Annotated in this window: 16 protein-coding genes; 11 read left to right on the forward strand and 5 right to left on the reverse strand. The window is 72.5% G+C overall.

Annotated features, from left to right (window positions below):
- Positions 1 to 27 precede the first annotated feature (27 nt).
- From rpsA to ABZ478_RS18120, 4 genes are all read left to right on the forward strand, one after another.
- Positions 28 to 1,521: a 30S ribosomal protein S1 gene (gene rpsA / locus ABZ478_RS18105; protein ID WP_359550354.1), complete on the forward strand. Its 1,494-nt coding sequence runs from the start codon at positions 28 to 30 to the stop codon at positions 1,519 to 1,521.
- Between the two features lie 293 nt (positions 1,522 to 1,814).
- Positions 1,815 to 2,753, forward strand: coding sequence for a PAC2 family protein (locus tag ABZ478_RS18110; RefSeq protein WP_359550355.1), 939 nt, complete (start codon positions 1,815 to 1,817; stop codon positions 2,751 to 2,753).
- Between the two features lie 69 nt (positions 2,754 to 2,822).
- Positions 2,823 to 3,470, forward strand: coding sequence for a dephospho-CoA kinase (coaE, locus tag ABZ478_RS18115; RefSeq protein WP_359550357.1), 648 nt, complete (start codon positions 2,823 to 2,825; stop codon positions 3,468 to 3,470).
- Between the two features lie 49 nt (positions 3,471 to 3,519).
- The gene (locus ABZ478_RS18120) at positions 3,520 to 3,900 is read left to right on the forward strand and encodes a tetratricopeptide repeat protein (RefSeq protein WP_358931235.1); all 381 of its coding nucleotides are present in this window, start codon (positions 3,520 to 3,522) and stop codon (positions 3,898 to 3,900) included.
- 25 nt (positions 3,901 to 3,925) lie between these two features.
- Here the strand turns inward: ABZ478_RS18120 and ABZ478_RS18125 are convergent, their stop codons facing one another.
- Positions 3,926 to 4,216 carry a DUF6343 family protein gene (locus ABZ478_RS18125; protein WP_359550360.1) on the reverse strand — a complete coding sequence of 97 codons (291 nt, stop codon included), beginning with the start codon at positions 4,214 to 4,216 and terminating at the stop codon, positions 3,926 to 3,928.
- Positions 4,217 to 4,279: 63 nt separating this feature from the next.
- Between ABZ478_RS18125 and ABZ478_RS18130 the strand changes: the two genes are divergently transcribed.
- The 3 genes from ABZ478_RS18130 (at position 4,280) to ABZ478_RS18140 (ending at position 6,463) form a co-directional block, all read left to right on the forward strand.
- The gene (locus tag ABZ478_RS18130; protein WP_359550362.1) at positions 4,280 to 5,188 is read left to right on the forward strand and encodes an acyltransferase domain-containing protein; all 909 of its coding nucleotides are present in this window, start codon (positions 4,280 to 4,282) and stop codon (positions 5,186 to 5,188) included.
- A gap of 75 nt (positions 5,189 to 5,263) precedes the next feature.
- Complete coding sequence (locus ABZ478_RS18135; RefSeq protein ID WP_359550365.1) at positions 5,264 to 5,953, forward strand: class I SAM-dependent methyltransferase; 690 nt, start codon at positions 5,264 to 5,266, stop codon at positions 5,951 to 5,953.
- 66 nt (positions 5,954 to 6,019) lie between these two features.
- On the forward strand, positions 6,020 to 6,463 hold the full coding sequence (locus ABZ478_RS18140; RefSeq protein ID WP_359550368.1) for a DoxX family protein: 444 nt from the start codon (positions 6,020 to 6,022) through the stop codon (positions 6,461 to 6,463).
- Positions 6,464 to 6,523: 60 nt separating this feature from the next.
- Here ABZ478_RS18140 and ABZ478_RS18145 read toward each other — a convergent pair whose 3' ends face one another.
- Entirely contained in the window at positions 6,524 to 7,234 is a 711-nt protein-coding gene (locus ABZ478_RS18145; RefSeq protein ID WP_359550369.1) for an RNA-binding S4 domain-containing protein, read from the reverse strand.
- Positions 7,235 to 7,452: 218 nt separating this feature from the next.
- On the opposite strand from ABZ478_RS18145, the gene ABZ478_RS18150 reads away from it, so the two are divergent.
- Positions 7,453 to 8,148, forward strand: a complete 696-nt coding sequence (locus tag ABZ478_RS18150; RefSeq protein WP_359550371.1) for a uracil-DNA glycosylase — start codon at positions 7,453 to 7,455, stop codon at positions 8,146 to 8,148.
- A 173-nt stretch (positions 8,149 to 8,321) separates the two neighbouring features.
- On the opposite strand, the gene ABZ478_RS18155 is transcribed toward ABZ478_RS18150, so the two are convergent.
- Positions 8,322 to 8,789, reverse strand: coding sequence for a GNAT family N-acetyltransferase (locus tag ABZ478_RS18155; protein WP_359550374.1), 468 nt, complete (start codon positions 8,787 to 8,789; stop codon positions 8,322 to 8,324).
- Positions 8,786 to 9,202: a RidA family protein gene (locus ABZ478_RS18160; RefSeq protein ID WP_359550376.1), complete on the reverse strand. Its 417-nt coding sequence runs from the start codon at positions 9,200 to 9,202 to the stop codon at positions 8,786 to 8,788. The genes ABZ478_RS18155 and ABZ478_RS18160 overlap by 4 nt, the downstream gene beginning before the upstream one ends.
- Before the next feature lie 376 nt (positions 9,203 to 9,578).
- Here ABZ478_RS18160 and ABZ478_RS18165 point away from each other — a divergent pair, with 376 nt between their 5' ends.
- The 3 genes from ABZ478_RS18165 (at position 9,579) to ABZ478_RS18175 (ending at position 12,790) form a co-directional block, all read left to right on the forward strand.
- A complete protein-coding gene (locus ABZ478_RS18165) occupies positions 9,579 to 11,441 on the forward strand; it encodes an FUSC family protein (RefSeq protein WP_359550378.1) in 1,863 nt (620 codons plus the stop codon).
- Positions 11,442 to 11,723: 282 nt separating this feature from the next.
- Complete coding sequence (locus tag ABZ478_RS18170; protein WP_359550381.1) at positions 11,724 to 12,368, forward strand: DUF899 domain-containing protein; 645 nt, start codon at positions 11,724 to 11,726, stop codon at positions 12,366 to 12,368.
- A 245-nt stretch (positions 12,369 to 12,613) separates the two neighbouring features.
- Positions 12,614 to 12,790 carry a hypothetical protein gene (locus tag ABZ478_RS18175; protein ID WP_359550384.1) on the forward strand — a complete coding sequence of 59 codons (177 nt, stop codon included), beginning with the start codon at positions 12,614 to 12,616 and terminating at the stop codon, positions 12,788 to 12,790.
- Positions 12,791 to 12,796: 6 nt separating this feature from the next.
- Here the strand turns inward: ABZ478_RS18175 and ABZ478_RS18180 are convergent, their stop codons facing one another.
- Complete coding sequence (locus ABZ478_RS18180; protein WP_359550387.1) at positions 12,797 to 14,740, reverse strand: ABC transporter ATP-binding protein; 1,944 nt, start codon at positions 14,738 to 14,740, stop codon at positions 12,797 to 12,799.
- Positions 14,741 to 14,885 lie beyond the last annotated feature (145 nt).

Raw genomic sequence — 14,885 nt, forward strand, 5'->3', positions numbered from 1 at the left:
AATGTCCGTACCGGAGCCCTTTCCCACATGACGAGCAGCACCGAGACCACCGCCACCACCCCGCAGGTTGCGGTCAACGACATCGGTAACGAGGAAGCCTTCCTCGCCGCGATCGACGAGACGATCAAGTACTTCAACGACGGCGACATCGTCGACGGCGTCATCGTGAAGGTCGACCGGGACGAGGTCCTGCTCGACATCGGTTACAAGACCGAAGGTGTCATTCCGAGCCGCGAGCTCTCGATCAAGCACGACGTCGACCCGAACGAGGTCGTCGCCGTCGGTGACGAGATCGAGGCCCTGGTCCTCCAGAAGGAGGACAAGGAAGGCCGCCTGATCCTCTCGAAGAAGCGCGCCCAGTACGAGCGTGCCTGGGGCACCATCGAGAAGATCAAGGAAGAGGACGGCATCGTCACCGGTACCGTCATCGAGGTCGTCAAGGGTGGTCTCATCCTCGACATCGGCCTCCGCGGCTTCCTCCCGGCCTCCCTGGTCGAGATGCGCCGTGTCCGCGACCTCCAGCCCTACGTGGGCAAGGAGCTCGAGGCCAAGATCATCGAGCTGGACAAGAACCGCAACAACGTGGTCCTGTCCCGCCGTGCCTGGCTCGAGCAGACCCAGTCCGAGGTCCGCCAGACGTTCCTCACGACCCTCCAGAAGGGTCAGGTCCGCTCCGGCGTCGTCTCCTCGATCGTCAACTTCGGTGCCTTCGTGGACCTGGGTGGCGTCGACGGTCTGGTCCACGTTTCCGAGCTGTCCTGGAAGCACATCGACCACCCGTCCGAGGTCGTCGAGGTCGGCCAGGAGGTCACCGTCGAGGTCCTCGACGTCGACATGGACCGCGAGCGCGTCTCCCTGTCGCTGAAGGCGACCCAGGAAGACCCGTGGCAGCAGTTCGCCCGCACCCACCAGATCGGCCAGGTCGTGCCCGGCAAGGTCACGAAGCTGGTTCCGTTCGGTGCGTTCGTCCGCGTGGACGAGGGCATCGAGGGTCTGGTCCACATCTCCGAGCTGGCCGAGCGCCACGTGGAGATCCCGGAGCAGGTCGTCCAGGTCAACGACGAGATCTTCGTCAAGGTCATCGACATCGACCTCGAGCGCCGTCGCATCAGCCTCTCGCTGAAGCAGGCCAACGAGGCCTTCGGTGCCGACCCGGCCTCGGTCGAGTTCGACCCGACCCTGTACGGCATGGCCGCGTCCTACGACGACCAGGGCAACTACATCTACCCCGAGGGCTTCGACCCCGAGACCAACGACTGGCTCGAGGGCTACGAGAAGCAGCGCGAGGAGTGGGAGCGCCAGTACGCCGACGCGCAGACCCGCTTCGAGCAGCACCAGCAGCAGGTCATCAAGTCCCGCGAGGCCGACGCTGCCGCTGCCGCCGAGGGTGGCGAGGCTGCCGCTCCGGCCGCGTCGGGTGGCGGTTCGTACTCCTCCGAGGGTGCGGACACCTCCGGTGCCCTCGCCTCGGACGAGGCGCTGGCCGCGCTGCGCGAGAAGCTGGCCGGAGGCCAGAGCTGATCACCAGCCGCTAGGGCTCAGCGATAGCCACTGAGGGGCCGCACCTTTCGAGGTGCGGCCCCTCAGCGTTTTCCGGGGCGCGTCCACCGCCTCCCCGCCCGGTGCCGTCACGCGCCGCCCGGCCACCACGGGCCCGGCGTGGCCGCTCGCGCCGTTTCCCACGCTCCCCACACGGGACGGGCTGACGGGGCGTCACGACGACGGACGGGAGATGCCTGATCAGAGCCGTGACCCGGGAATGCCCACGCTCCAGGGCGCGTTGTCCATGGGGAACACGAGGAGGAGCGGTCACAGTGCTTGATCCGCAGGGTTTGTACGCATGGGAGCCGAAGGGCCTCGCCGTGGTCGACATGGCGCTCGCCCAGGAGTCGGCCGGACTTGTCATGCTCTACCACTTCGACGGATACATCGACGCGGGTGAGACCGGCGACCAGATCGTCGACCGGCTCCTCGACTCTCTGCCCCACCAGCTCGTGGCACGCTTCGACCACGACCGGCTCGTGGACTACCGGGCCCGCCGGCCACTGCTGACCTTCACCCGGGACCGCTGGTCCGACTACGAGGTACCGGCCATCGAGGTCCACCTCGTCCAGGACGCCACCGGCGCCCCCTTCCTGCTGCTGTCCGGCCCCGAACCGGACATCGAGTGGGAACGGTTCGCGGCAGCCGTACGGCAGATCGTGGAACGGCTCGGCGTCCGCATGTCCGTGAACTTCCACGGCATCCCCATGGGCGTCCCGCACACCCGCCCCGTGGGCCTCACCCCCCACGGCAACCGCACCGACCTGGTCCCGGGACACCGCAGCCCCTTCGAGGAGGCCCAGGTACCCGGCAGCGCCGAAGCGCTCGTGGAGTACCGCCTCATGGAAGCCGGCCACGACGTCCTCGGTGTCGCCGCCCACGTCCCGCACTACATCGCCCGCTCCCCGTACCCGGACGCGGCGCTCACCGTCCTGGAAGCCGTCACGGCCGCCACCGGCCTGGTACTGCCCGGCGTGGCGCACGCCCTGCGCACGGAGGCCCACCGCACACAGACGGAGATCGACCGGCAGGTCCAGGAGGGCGACGAGGAACTGACAGCGCTCGTCCAGGGACTCGAGCACCAGTACGACGCCGCCGCGGGCGCCGAGACCCGGGGCAACATGCTCGCCGAACCCGTCGACATCCCCTCCGCCGACGAGATCGGACTCGAGTTCGAACGCTTCCTGGCGGAGCGCGAAGGGGAGAACTGAAGCCACCGCCTCGCCGCACGGCCCACACCGGGAGCGGCCCCGTCAGCGGCAGGGCCTAAGCTTCCGCTCATGCTGAAAGTAGGCCTGACCGGCGGGATCGGCGCCGGCAAGAGCGAGGTGTCACGGCTGCTCGTGGAGCACGGAGCGGTACTGATCGACGCCGACCGCATCGCACGCGAGGCCGTGGCACCCGGAACACCCGGGCTCGCGGCCGTCGTGGACGCCTTCGGCACGGACATCCTCGCCCCCGACGGCAGCCTGGACCGGCCCCGGCTCGGCTCCATCGTCTTCGCCGACCCCGAAAGACTGGCCGTCCTCAACGCGATCGTGCACCCCCTCGTCGGAGCCCGCTCCCGCGAACTCGAGGCGGCCGCGGCCGACGACGCCGTCGTCGTCCACGACGTCCCCCTGCTCACCGAGAACGGGCTGGCACCCCTGTACGACCTCGTGATCGTCGTCGACGCCGGCCCCGCCACCCAGCTCGACCGGCTGATGCGACTGCGCGGCATGACCGAGGACGACGCACGCGCCCGCATGGCCGCACAGGCGACCCGCGAACAGCGCCGGGAGATCGCCGACATCGTGATCGACAACGACGTACCGCTGGACGCGCTGAGAGAACGCGTCACAGAGGTCTGGGACGACCTCGTACGCCGGGCAAGCGAGCCCCGGACGGCAACCGCGGACGGCGGCCCGGAGCGGGGCGGCACGGAATAGCGGACCGCACCGGCGCGTTGAACCGCTCCAGCAAGGGAAGGACTCTGCCGTGCCCGAGACCAGTGGTTCGACCGGACGTACTCCGGAGACGCACGTCATCGACTTCCGCGCGGCCGAACAACTGCTCAACGCGCGGGACCCGCGGGGCGCGGTGAAACTCCTCGACGGCGTCGTCGCCGCACACCCCGAGAACACCGCCGCCCGGCTGCTGCGCGCACGCGCCTTCTTCGCGGCCGCGCAACTGCGCCCCGCCGAACTGGAATTCACCATCGTGCTGGAACGCGAACCGGACAACGCCTTCGCGCACTTCGCGCTCGCCCGCACCTACGAACGCCAGGGCCGCCCCGACCAGGCCAAACGCCACTTCCGGCTGGCCGCCGCACTCGACCCCAACCCCGAGTACCTCAAGGCCGCCCGTTTCGACTCCTGACCCCGGCGAAACCCCGCGGCTCCCATCACGGGTGCCGGGGCCGCCGCGGATACCGCGGGCCCCTTTCCGGCGGCCGGTACGGAGGGACGTCCGGCCCCGGCTGGTAGTGCGGACCCTGCCGCAGATGCCGGATGATCACGGCCATGTCCACCGTGGCCACCAGCCACAGCACCCCACAGGCCGCCGCCCAGCCAGGACGCCCGACCAGCGAGAACGCCGCCGTACCGAAGATCGCCCAGACGACCCCCCACAGGCTCAGCCAGAACCGCGCCCGCAGAGCACTGCGCGCGGTCACCGGCTCACTGCCCGTACGCATCCGGATCACCACTCCTGACTGCAACGTACTCTTCCGTCAGGACGCGACCAAGGGGGTCACCGCTTGCTGCCCGACGCCGACGAACTCGCCGAGGAACTGCTCGACCTGGCGGTACCCCACGAGGACATCAACGACCTCGTACGCATGGGCCGCCGCGTGCGCGACGACCCGGAACTGCGGCAGTCGCTCGAGAACGCCGTCGCGGATCTGGTACGCGACATGGGAGACATCCACGGCGGCGCCGACCTGCCCGACCTCGACTGGCCATCGGGCCCGCTGCAACGCTGCTTCCCGGTCCACGTCCTCGTCGCCGCCCTGCCGCACGTCCGCCGCCACCACCGGGAACGCGGCATCCCGGCCGACATCACCCGCCGCACCCTCGCCGACCTCGGCCGGAACATGACCACCCACCGCGCACGCCACGGCCTCGCCGGCCTCCAGGCACCGCGCTGGCTCACCCTGCACTTTCGCGGCGAGCTGTACCAACTGGGACGCCTGCAGTTCCAGCGGGCCACCCTCGGGCAGCGCACCGGCGCGGCACTCGCGGCGGCCGGGCTGGACGTCACCCCGCAAACTCCCTGCCTGAACCTCCACATACCCAGCTTCGCCGGCCCGCTGTCACCGGCCGCCTGCGACCGCTCCCTGGCCCTGGCCCGCGAGTTCTTCGCCCGCCACTACCCCGAGGAGCAGCCCCCGGCCGCCGTCTGCCACTCCTGGCTGCTCGATCCCCAGCTCAAGCGGTACCTGCCCGCGCACTCCAACATCGTCCGCTTCCAGGAACGCTTCCGCACCGCCCACCAGGACACCGAACCGGCCGACACCAAACCCGTCCGGTTCGTCTTCGGCGACCCGGACCTGCCCTACGCCGACCTGCCACGGCGCACCTCCGTCGAACGGGCCATCGGCGACCACCTGAGGGCCGGAAACCACTGGTACGTCGGACACGGATGGTTCCCGTTCCCCAGTACCTGACTCGAACGAGTGAACCGCACCCTTCCCGGGAACGCCCCCTCCCACCCCGCCCGTTGTCCCGGCATGACGGTCGAAATGCGTGAGGGATACGAGGGAACAGGACCCGGTGCGATCACCCCGGACGGCTGCGCGGTCGAGCTCTACACGCGGCTCCCGGTCGGCGGCGAACCGGACATCATCGCGAACGCCGTGCCCGCCGGGGCACACATCCTCGAACTGGGCAGCGGAGTGGGCCGGGTGACCCACGCCCTGCTCGAACGCGGCTTCACGGTCACGGCCGTGGACGAGTCCGCCGCAATGCTCGCCCGCGTCCGCGGGGCACGCACGATATGCGAACCCGTCGAAAAGCTCGATCTGGGCGAGAAGTTCGACGTGGTGATGCTCGCATCGTTCCTCGTGCACGCCGGTGACATCGAGGTCCGCCGGGGCCTGCTGCGCACCTGTGCCCGGCATGTGGCGGAGGGCGGCTGTGTGCTCATCCAGCGGGAGGGCGAGGACTACCACTCCGACATACCGAGAGAGCGGGTCGACCCGAGCGGCTTCACCGTACGGATCGCGTCGGACGAACCGGCCGGCGACGGAGTGCGTTCGGTGCGCGCCGAGTACGTGTTCCCGGACGCGGTCTGGACGCAGACGTTCCTGAGCCGGCCCCTGACCAAGGAGCAGTTCGAGCAGGCCCTCGCGGAGGCGGGACTGGAGGTGGACACCTATCTGACCCCGGACCGGATATGGGTGAGGGCGGTACCGGTGACGCGGCACCGATGAGTTCTGGGAGCGGGACCGGTCTACCTCTGTGACAGCAACCGGGACCGCTTCACCCAGGAGACCAGCATGTCCGAGACCACCGCCCCCGTCACCTCCGGTGCCTCCACGACGGCCCGCGGCCGCCTCGCCCGGGTCGCCCTGCGCTCGGTGCAGGTGCTGCTGGCCCTGTTCTACGGGATCGCGAGCGCGCTGCCCAAGCTCATCGCCCACCCGTCGGCCGTGGAGTCCTTCGACAAGATGGGCTGGGGCAGCGCGGGCATGTACGCCATTGGCGCACTCGAACTGGCCGGCGCCGTCGCGCTGTTGGTGCCGGTCCTGCAGTCGGTGGCGGCGATGGCGCTGAGCGCGCTGATGGTGGGCGCGTTCATCGTCCAGCTCACCGTCTTCGACGGTCAGTACGCGGCGACTCCGCTGATCCTGATCGTGCCGCTCGCCCTGATCGCCTGGACCCGGCGCTCCCACAACAGGGACCTGCTGGCACTGCTGCGGGGTGCGGGACGCCGGGCCTGACCCGAGCGGCGAACACGAAGGGGGGAGGGGGTGGGGGGGAGGGCCCCGAGGGAGACGAACTCACCGCCCCCGTGAACGCCCGCCCGAGCCCCCGGCTCCGCCCGCCCTGCCGCGCCCACCGGCGCCTTGCGCCCGTCCGGGGCCACCGGCCCCACTCGGACCACCGGCTCCACTCGCACCACCGGCTCCACCCGCACCACCGGCCCCGCTGAACCCGCCTGCTGCACCCGGCCCGCCGAGTCCGCCCAGTCCGCGCAGCCGTTCCAGCTCGCGGCGGTCCCGCTTGGTGGGGCGGCCGGCGCCGCGGTCGCGGAGCCCCGCCGGAGCGACGGCCTCGCGGGGCGGCGGAGGCGGGGAGTTGTCGATGTAGCACTGGACGGCCACCGGGGCGCCGACGCGCTTGCGGATCAGCCGCTTGACGATCACGACGCGTTCCCGGCCCTCGTGCCGCAGGCGCACCTCGTCGCCCACGCGCACGGAGTAGGCGGGCTTCACCCGCTCCCCGTTGACGTGCACGTGCCCGCCACGGCAGGCGGTGGCGCCCAGGGAGCGGGTCTTGATCAGACGGACGGCCCAGATCCAGCTGTCGATCCGTACGGTCTCGCCCTTCCCCGGACCGGCCGCCTCGGCGGCGGCCACCGCGGCGGCGACCTTGGGATCGAGCGGCTGGGAGTCCACGGCCCCGGAGCCCTCGGCATCCCGCACGGGGGCCGGGTCGTCCGGCCCGCCGCTGTCACGGTGCACGTTCTCGTCCGCATCCTCGGAAGCCATGCCCCGACCCTAACTCCCCGGGCAGGAAGAGCCGTGCGGGTTTTTCGACGGCGGCTCGCACCACGTACTTGCCTCCTCCCCGCCAGGAACGGTGCGCGGGTTCCCCGAAGGCCGCCCGTGGTCCGCCGGCGCGGTTCCCATGAACCGGACGGGCACACGTGGACCGGACGGGCAAACGACTGGACCGGACGGACGCACGACGGGCATACGGTGGCGGCATGGACGACAGCAGCGACCTGGCCAGGCTCGACCGGCGCGTCGCGGAGTGCCGGGCCTGCCCCAGGCTCGTCGAGTGGCGTGAGGAGGTGGCCCGGACCAAGCGGGCCGCGTTCGCCGACTGGACGTACTGGGGGCGGCCGGTGCCCGGCTTCGGACCGCCGGACGCCCGGCTCGTGATCATCGGACTCGCGCCGGCGGCACACGGGGGCAACCGCACCGGCCGCATGTTCACCGGTGACCGCTCCGGCGACGTGCTGTACCAGGCGCTGTACGACGTGGGGCTGGCCTCGCAGCCCACCTCCGTGCGGGCCGGGGACGGCCTGGAACTGTACGGAGTCCGCGTCACCGCACCCGTGCACTGCGCCCCGCCCGCCAACAAGCCCACCCCCGCCGAGCGTGACACCTGCCGCCCCTGGCTGGTCCAGGAGCTGCGGCTGCTGCGGCCGACGCTCAGGGCCGCCGTCGTGCTCGGCGCCTTCGGCTGGCAGGCCGCGTTCCCCGCGTTCGCCGAGGCGGGCTGGCCGGTGCCCCGGCCGCGCCCCGCATTCGCCCACGGCACCCGGGCCGCCCTCGGCGGCCTGGACGTCTTCGGCTGCTTCCACGTCAGCCAGCGCAACACCTTCACCGGCCGGCTCACCGCCGAGATGCTGCGCGAGGTGCTGCGCACGGCCGCGGACACGGCAGGGCTGCCGTAACCGTTCCACCCGGCTACCGGCTACCGGCTACCGGCTACCGGCTACCGGCACCCGCCACCCGCCATCTGGCGCCCCGCACCCGGCTCCCAGCCGCGCGTCACGCGCCCGCGCCCCGCGCCCGCGCCCCGCGCCCGCGCCGCCAAGGCTCTCCGGAGGCCGCCGGCAGCCAGGTCTCAGGGCCGCCACACGTACCGCACGTCCGGTTCCCGTTCCTCGTTGCCGCCGCCGTCCGTGTGCTCGACGGCGACGAAGCCGTGCCGTTCGTAGAAGCGGTGTGCGGTGGTGTTGACCTGGAAGGTCCACAGCGTCAGCCCCTGCGGACTGCGCTCCTTGGCGAGGGCGACGAACCGGTCCCCGAGACCGCGCCCCCGCCACCCGGGATCCAGATAGAGCTGGGACAGAAGGGCGTCGTCCAGGACCATCACGCCGACGATCCCGCTCCCTCCCGCCGTCTCCTCGGCGACCCAGGTCTCCCGCAGCGGTATCACCACGTCGTGGAAGTAGCCCCGTACGTCGTCGTCGGTGCGGGGCCGGACGACCGTGGGCAGGGCGGCGGCGAAGGACCGCAGCCAGACGTCGGCGGCCGCCCCCGCGTCGGCCGCCACCGCCCGCCGCAGCACGATCCCGTCCCCCGACGTCACCGGCCCGCTCCCGCTTCCGGCACCATGGCCGTCGCCGTGATCTCCACCAGCTGCCCGGTGTAACCGAGGCAGGCGACACCGAGCAGCGTCGACGAGTGCGGTCCACGGCTCAGCCCCGAGGCCTCGACGACCTCCCACACCGCGGACAGCACGGAGGGCTCGCCGCTGACGACGTACACCTCCGTCTGCAGCACGTGCTCCAGGCCGCTGCCGACGGCGCGCAGTTGTTCCGTCAGGTTGGCGATCACCTGCTCGGCCTGCCGCACCGGATCGCCGGGACCGACCACCTCACCCTTGTCGTCGAGCGGCACGGCCCCCGCCAGGAAGGCGAGCCTGGTGCCGGCCTCGACGACGGAGGCATGCGAGTAGGTGGGCGGCGGGAAGAGCGCGGGGGAGGTCACTCGCCGGATCATGGCGGCTCCTGAGGTGGTGGGCGGACAACCTCCCGATCATCCGAGGACCACCCGGCCCCGCGCACCCGAATTTCCGGCCCGACTGCCGTGGCCCGGCGAGCGGTGCCTTCCACGGCAGAGCCCCACCGGCGAACGGGTCACCCCGCATCCCGCGCGCCCGTTCACCGGAGCGAGCCCCCTCCCTCGCGCCCAGCCCCGCCCCGCCTTCCCTCGTCGGCCGGCTCCCGCCGAGTTGCGTTCATAAAGAAACCGCCTGATCCGGGCAGGTTTCACCTCGCCGAAACACCGTCGTCCCAGGCGTGCGGGCTCGGCCCTTATCCTGGAACCGCACCTCACCGCCCGGCCACTGTCGTCCGAAGGCCCGATCCGCCCTCGTATGGACAGGAGCCCCGTGTCGCGCCCCGCCGCACTGTCATTGCCGCCCTGGCTCGCGCACGCCCTGCGCACTCAGCGCGGGCCCGTCCCGTGGAGTGCGCTGACCCGGGGCGCGCTCGCCGCCGGGCCGCTGCTGCTCGCCGGGATGCTCGCGGGCCGGACTCCGCTGGGCGTCCTGGCCGCCATCGCCGCGATGCTCGCCGGCATCAACGACCGGCCCGGCAGCAGGCGGGCCTCCGTCAAGCGGCTCGGGGTGCCCGCGCTGGCCGGAACCCTCGGACTGCTCGTGGGCACGTACGCCGGGCAGCAACTGTCCGCGGTGCCGCTGACCCTGCTCCTCACCGTGCTCGGACTTGCCGCCGGAGGCATCAGCGCCGTCGGGCCGGTCGCCTCCGCCGCCGGCACGCAACTGCTCGTCACCGCCGCCGTCGGAGCCGGATCGCCGGCGGCCGGGAGCGGCTGGCAGCAGGGCCTGGCGTTCCTCGCCGGAGCGGGCTGGCTGCTTCTGCTGCGCCTCGCCCTGCCCACGCCGGGGTCGCTCGCCGGTGACTTCCGGTTCGACGGTGAGCGGACGGCGGTCGCCGACGTGTACGACGCCATCGCCGCGCTGCTGGACGCCACGGGCAGCGGGAGCGCCACGGCCCGGCGGGCCGCGCTCACCGCCGCCCTTGACCACGCCCAGGACGCGCTCGCCGGGCCCCGGCTGCGGCGTCGCGCCAGTTCCGCCGCCGAGCGCCGGCTGCACGCCCAGTTCACCGCCGCGCTGCCCCTCGCCGAGGCCGCCACCGCCCTGGCCTGGGCGGGCGAGCCGGTCTCCGCCCGGGCGGCCGAGGGCCCCCGGCGGCTCGCCGCCGCCGTCCGCGGCAACACCGGCACCGGACCGCTGCCCGCCCCCAGCCGGTCGGCGCCCGCCCTGCGTGCCCTCGACGACGCCCTGCTGCGTGCCGCCGAGGCCTTCGACCGGGCCGGGGACGCCGAGCACCGGCTGCCCGCCCGGCGGCGGGGCGTCGGGGACGCCGTCCGGGCCGTGTTCGGCACCGGCGGCCGGGAGTACGGACTGCGTGTCGCCGTCTGCTTCGGGGCGAGCGCGGCCGTCGCCCAGGCGCTCCACGACGCCCGCTGGTACGGGCAGCACCAGCACTGGTACTGGCTGCCCGCCACGACCGTCTTCCTGGTCAAGCCCGACCTCGGGCCGCTCGCCTCCCGGGTGCTGTGCCGGGCCGCCGGGACCGTGCTGGGTGCCCTGGTGTTCGCCGGGTTCGCCGCGCTGCTGCCCCGTCCCGAGGGGCTGGTCGTCCTGGTGACGGTGTGCGGGGCGCTCGTCCCGCTCTCCACCCGGAACTTCGCCGCGCTGACCGCCGTCATCACCCCGCTGGTGCTCGCCCTGGTCATGATCGGCGGTGAGCCGCAGGCCTCGCTGGGCCGCATCGCCGAGACCCTGCTGGCCTGCGCGATCGTGCTGATCGTGGGACACCTGCCGATGCCCGGGAAGCGGGGCGGCGGGGTGCGGGCCCGGCTCGACACCGCCGGGAGCGCCGCGCACGCCTACCTGGTGCACGTCCTGAGCGAGTCCGGCGACCGCGCCGAACGGTGGGCGCTGCGCCGCGAGGCCTACCGCACCCTCGCCGAGGCCCGTACCGCGATCGCGGTCTCGGCCGCCGAGCTGCCCGCCCTGGCCCGCCACACGGAGGGCACGGACACCGTCGCCGTCGTCCTGGAACGCCTCGTGGACACCACCACGGCCTGCGCGGTGCACCTCGACGAGACCGGGCGGCTCACTCCCCGGCACACCGGGCTGCTGCGCGACCTGCTCGGCGAGCTGGAGCGGCGCGAGGCGTGGGCCGCGCCGGCCGCCGCCGCATAGTCCCGGCCCGGATTGGACGGCACGGAAGGCGCGGGCCTCTCTGCCGCCGACAGGACGTGTGCCTGTCGGTCGCCGGGGGACGCCTGCCTCTGTCCCGCTGGGAGGACGCGTGCCTCCCGGCCGCGGGAAGGACGTGTGCCCTGTCGGCTGCCGGACGGCGTGGGTGTCCCGGTCGGCCGGCCGGCCGTGGGAAAAAATCTTCGCGGGCTCCGATGAGTTCCGCATCCGCCGGCGGTCACCACCCGGAACCGACTTGATACAGGCCGTAGGACAGGAGGGCCCATGTCGCTTCCGGAGATCGTCTCGCGTGAGCGGTGGCGCGCGGCACGGGAGGCGTTGCTGCTCAAGGAGGAGGCGGTCCGCAGAGCACGAGAGGTGCTGAGCACCGAGCGGCGGCGGCTGCCCATGGTGGAGGTCGACCCGGAGTACGTGTTCGAGGGCGGCGACGGCAAGGCCACCCTCCTCGACCTGTTCGAGGGCCGGACCCAACTCGTCGTCCACCACTTCATGTTCGCCCCGGAGTGGCAGGCCGGCTGCCCCTGCTGCGCCGCCTTTCTCGACCAGGTCGGCCACCTCGCCCACCTGCACGCGCGCGACACCTCGTTCACGGCCGTCTCCCGGGCACCTTTCACCCGGATCCTGCCGTTCAAGGCGCGTATGGGCTGGGCGGTGCCCTGGTACTCCTCCTGTCACGGCGAGTTCAACCGCGACTTCGAGGCGACCGTGGAGCGGGCCGGGGAACTCGTCGAACGGCCGGGGCTCAGCTGCTTCCTGCGGGACCGGGACCGGGTCTTCCACACCTACTCGGTCCACGACGACGGCCTGGACACGCTGGGCACCACCGCGGGCCTGCTCGATCTGACCGCGCTGGGCCGCAACCCGCTGGGCAGCGACCGGCTCCGGTACCACGACGAGTACGCGGACTGACTGACCCACGGGTCCCGGGACGCGACCGGCACGACGATCAGCACGACGGCCGGTGCGACGCGCGGGGCTGACACGGAAAGCGCCGGACCCGTCGCCGAACGTACGGTTCGTGTCGCAAGGTGAACGGATTCTCACGGTCCGCGCTGAACGGGTGTCAACAATGTCTCAGTCGGGTCACTGAGCGAGGCGTTCGCCCTCCTCAGAGCGTTAACTCCTACGAGTACAACGCTTTCTGGAGGTGCGAGATGGTGAACGGGCGAACCGTGCTCGAACGCTTTCCCGCCGGTGGCCCGCGGGGGTCGTGGCCCGCGGAGGAGTTCGCGCACGCGCGGCGTCTCGAAGGCCTGCCCGCCGAGGTCGTGATGGACCTGGCGACGGACACGTTCCTGGTGATCGTGCGGGCCGGCGACGGCGTCGAGTGAGGCCGCTCAGGCCGGCTTCGGAGCCGGTACCTTCGCCGTGAACTGCTCGGCCTGCAGCGCGTACAGCTCCGCGTAGACACCGCCCCTGGACAGCAGTTCCTCCGGGGTGCCGGACTCCACCAGCCGTCCGTGCTCCAGTACGTGCACCAGGTCGGCGTGGCGGACCGAGGCCAGCCGGTGGGTGATCAGTACGACGGTCTGGCCGTTGCCCGCCAGCGCCCGGATCTTCTCGAACACCTCCAGCTCGGCCCGCGCGTCCAGGGCCGCCGTCGGTTCGTCCACGATCAGGATCCGCCCGCGCCGGTACGCGGCCCGGGCGATGCCCAGACGCTGCCACTGGCCGCCGGACAGCTCGTGGCCGCCGCTGAACTCGCGGGCGAGCAGGGTGTCCAGGCCGTGCGGCAGCTCCGAGACCACGTCCTCGGCGCCTGCCTCGGCGAGCGCCGTGGCCAGACGCTCCTCGGTCAGGGAGGCGGAGGGCCGGCCGATGGCCACGTTCACCCGGGCGGTGAACGGCCAGCGCTTGAAGTCCTGCGCCACCATCGCGACGCGTTCGGCGAGCAGCCGCCGGTCGGCGTCCGCCGCGTCGACGCCGTCCCACAGGATCCGGCCCCGGTCCGGGGTGTACAGACCCGCGAGCAGCTTGACCAGGGTCGTCTTGCCCGAGCCGTTCTCACCGACGAGCGCGATGATCCGGCCGAGGGGGAACGTGAGGGACACGTCGTCAAGGGCCGGGCGGGTGGTGTCACCCGGGTAGCTGAACGTGACGTGCTCGAACCGGATCTCCTCGGGCTCCTCGGGCAGCGGCCGGCCGCCGGCCGGGATGGCCCGCTCGGCGCCCTCGGCGTAGAGCCGCTGAAGATCGCCCACGAACAGGGCCTCCTCGTGCAGCTCGTTGATCTCCAGGACCAGAGTGTCCAGGCTCGCCGCCCCGGTACGGATCGCGATCACCGCGGTGCCGGCCACGGCCAGCGCCATCGCGCCGGTCAGCAGCAGCGCGCCGAGCGTGGCGTACGTCGCGACGGTCGCGAGGCCGGTCCAGGCGGCCGCGATCAGGCCGGTCCGGGCGGCCAGCCGGGACAGCCGGGCCTGTTCGGCCTCCGCGGCCTCCGACATGGACCGGTAGTGCCGCAGCAGGAACGGACCGACGCCGTGCACCCGGATCTCCGGGGCCGCGGCCGGTTCGGTGAGCAGGTGGCCGATCAGATGGCCGGCGCGGGAGTGCTGCACCCAGATGTGGAAGGACTCGTAGCGGCGGCGGGCGTTGGTCAGGGCGCTCCAGGCGCTGGGCAGGGTCATGGTGACCAGCAGCGGGAGCAGGGCAGGGTGCAGCACGGTGAGCACACCGGCGGCTGCGATCAGGGAGATCACCGCGTTGATCACCCGGGCCCCGTACATGATCATGCGGCGGGCGGACTGGGCGCCGTAGCGGGCGGTGTCCAGCAGTTTATGGAAGGCGTGGTCCTCGATCGCGGCCAGCTCCACGTTGGCCGCCCGCTCCAGGTACCGCTCGGTCGCCACCCGTTCCACCTTGGGCTCCAGCCGCCCGGTGGCATACGTGGAGGCCGCCCGCAGCAGCGCCGCGACCAGCATCATGGCGGCCACGACGGTCAGGGCGGGGACGGCGTCGCGCAGCCGCCGCTCGATGTCCGTCCCGGCGAGCAGCCTGCCGAGCGCGCTGTTCACGGCCAGCAGGCTCACCGCCTGGGCCACGCCCCGGGCCGCCTCGGCGGCCAGCACGGTCCGCGCGGCCCGCGGATCCGCCTGCCGGGCGAGCCGGAGGCTGGAGGCCAGCATGCCGGGCAGCCGGACCAGCATGGCCCGGAAACCCAGCTCCAGGAAGGCGTCGGCATGCTTGTTCCACCCCATGTCGTAGCGCAGCGGCCCGCCGAACAGCAGCCGCTCCGACGCCGAGACCTCAGGACCGGCCGCCGTACGCCTCTTCCGCACCAGGAACCTCCCCCGGGGTCACCGTGAACCGCTCCCGGCTCACCCTGAACCTCCGGCGGGCTCGCCGTGCGGCCCGCCTGGGCCATGGCCGGACGGGCACGGCCACTATCGCGGCCGGGGCCGGCGGTGGGACAGGGCGCGGGCG

Source organism: Streptomyces sp. NPDC005706 (assembly GCF_040631045.1).
In the GTDB taxonomy this organism is placed as follows: domain Bacteria; phylum Actinomycetota; class Actinomycetes; order Streptomycetales; family Streptomycetaceae; genus Streptomyces.

Excerpts from the sequence above, each read along its gene's own strand:
- rpsA (WP_359550354.1), top strand. The coding sequence starts at position 28 with ATGACGAGCAGCACCGAGACCACCGCCACCACCCCGCAGGTTGCGGTC.
- coaE (WP_359550357.1), top strand. The coding sequence starts at position 2,823 with ATGCTGAAAGTAGGCCTGACCGGCGGGATCGGCGCCGGCAAGAGCGAG.
- ABZ478_RS18125 (WP_359550360.1), bottom strand. The coding sequence starts at position 4,216 with ATGCGTACGGGCAGTGAGCCGGTGACCGCGCGCAGTGCTCTGCGGGCG.
- ABZ478_RS18135 (WP_359550365.1), top strand. The coding sequence starts at position 5,264 with ATGCGTGAGGGATACGAGGGAACAGGACCCGGTGCGATCACCCCGGAC.
- ABZ478_RS18140 (WP_359550368.1), top strand. The coding sequence starts at position 6,020 with ATGTCCGAGACCACCGCCCCCGTCACCTCCGGTGCCTCCACGACGGCC.
- ABZ478_RS18145 (WP_359550369.1), bottom strand. The coding sequence starts at position 7,234 with ATGGCTTCCGAGGATGCGGACGAGAACGTGCACCGTGACAGCGGCGGG.
- ABZ478_RS18150 (WP_359550371.1), top strand. The coding sequence starts at position 7,453 with ATGGACGACAGCAGCGACCTGGCCAGGCTCGACCGGCGCGTCGCGGAG.
- ABZ478_RS18160 (WP_359550376.1), bottom strand. The coding sequence starts at position 9,202 with ATGATCCGGCGAGTGACCTCCCCCGCGCTCTTCCCGCCGCCCACCTAC.
- ABZ478_RS18165 (WP_359550378.1), top strand. The coding sequence starts at position 9,579 with ATGGACAGGAGCCCCGTGTCGCGCCCCGCCGCACTGTCATTGCCGCCC.
- ABZ478_RS18170 (WP_359550381.1), top strand. The coding sequence starts at position 11,724 with ATGTCGCTTCCGGAGATCGTCTCGCGTGAGCGGTGGCGCGCGGCACGG.
- ABZ478_RS18175 (WP_359550384.1), top strand. The coding sequence starts at position 12,614 with ATGGTGAACGGGCGAACCGTGCTCGAACGCTTTCCCGCCGGTGGCCCG.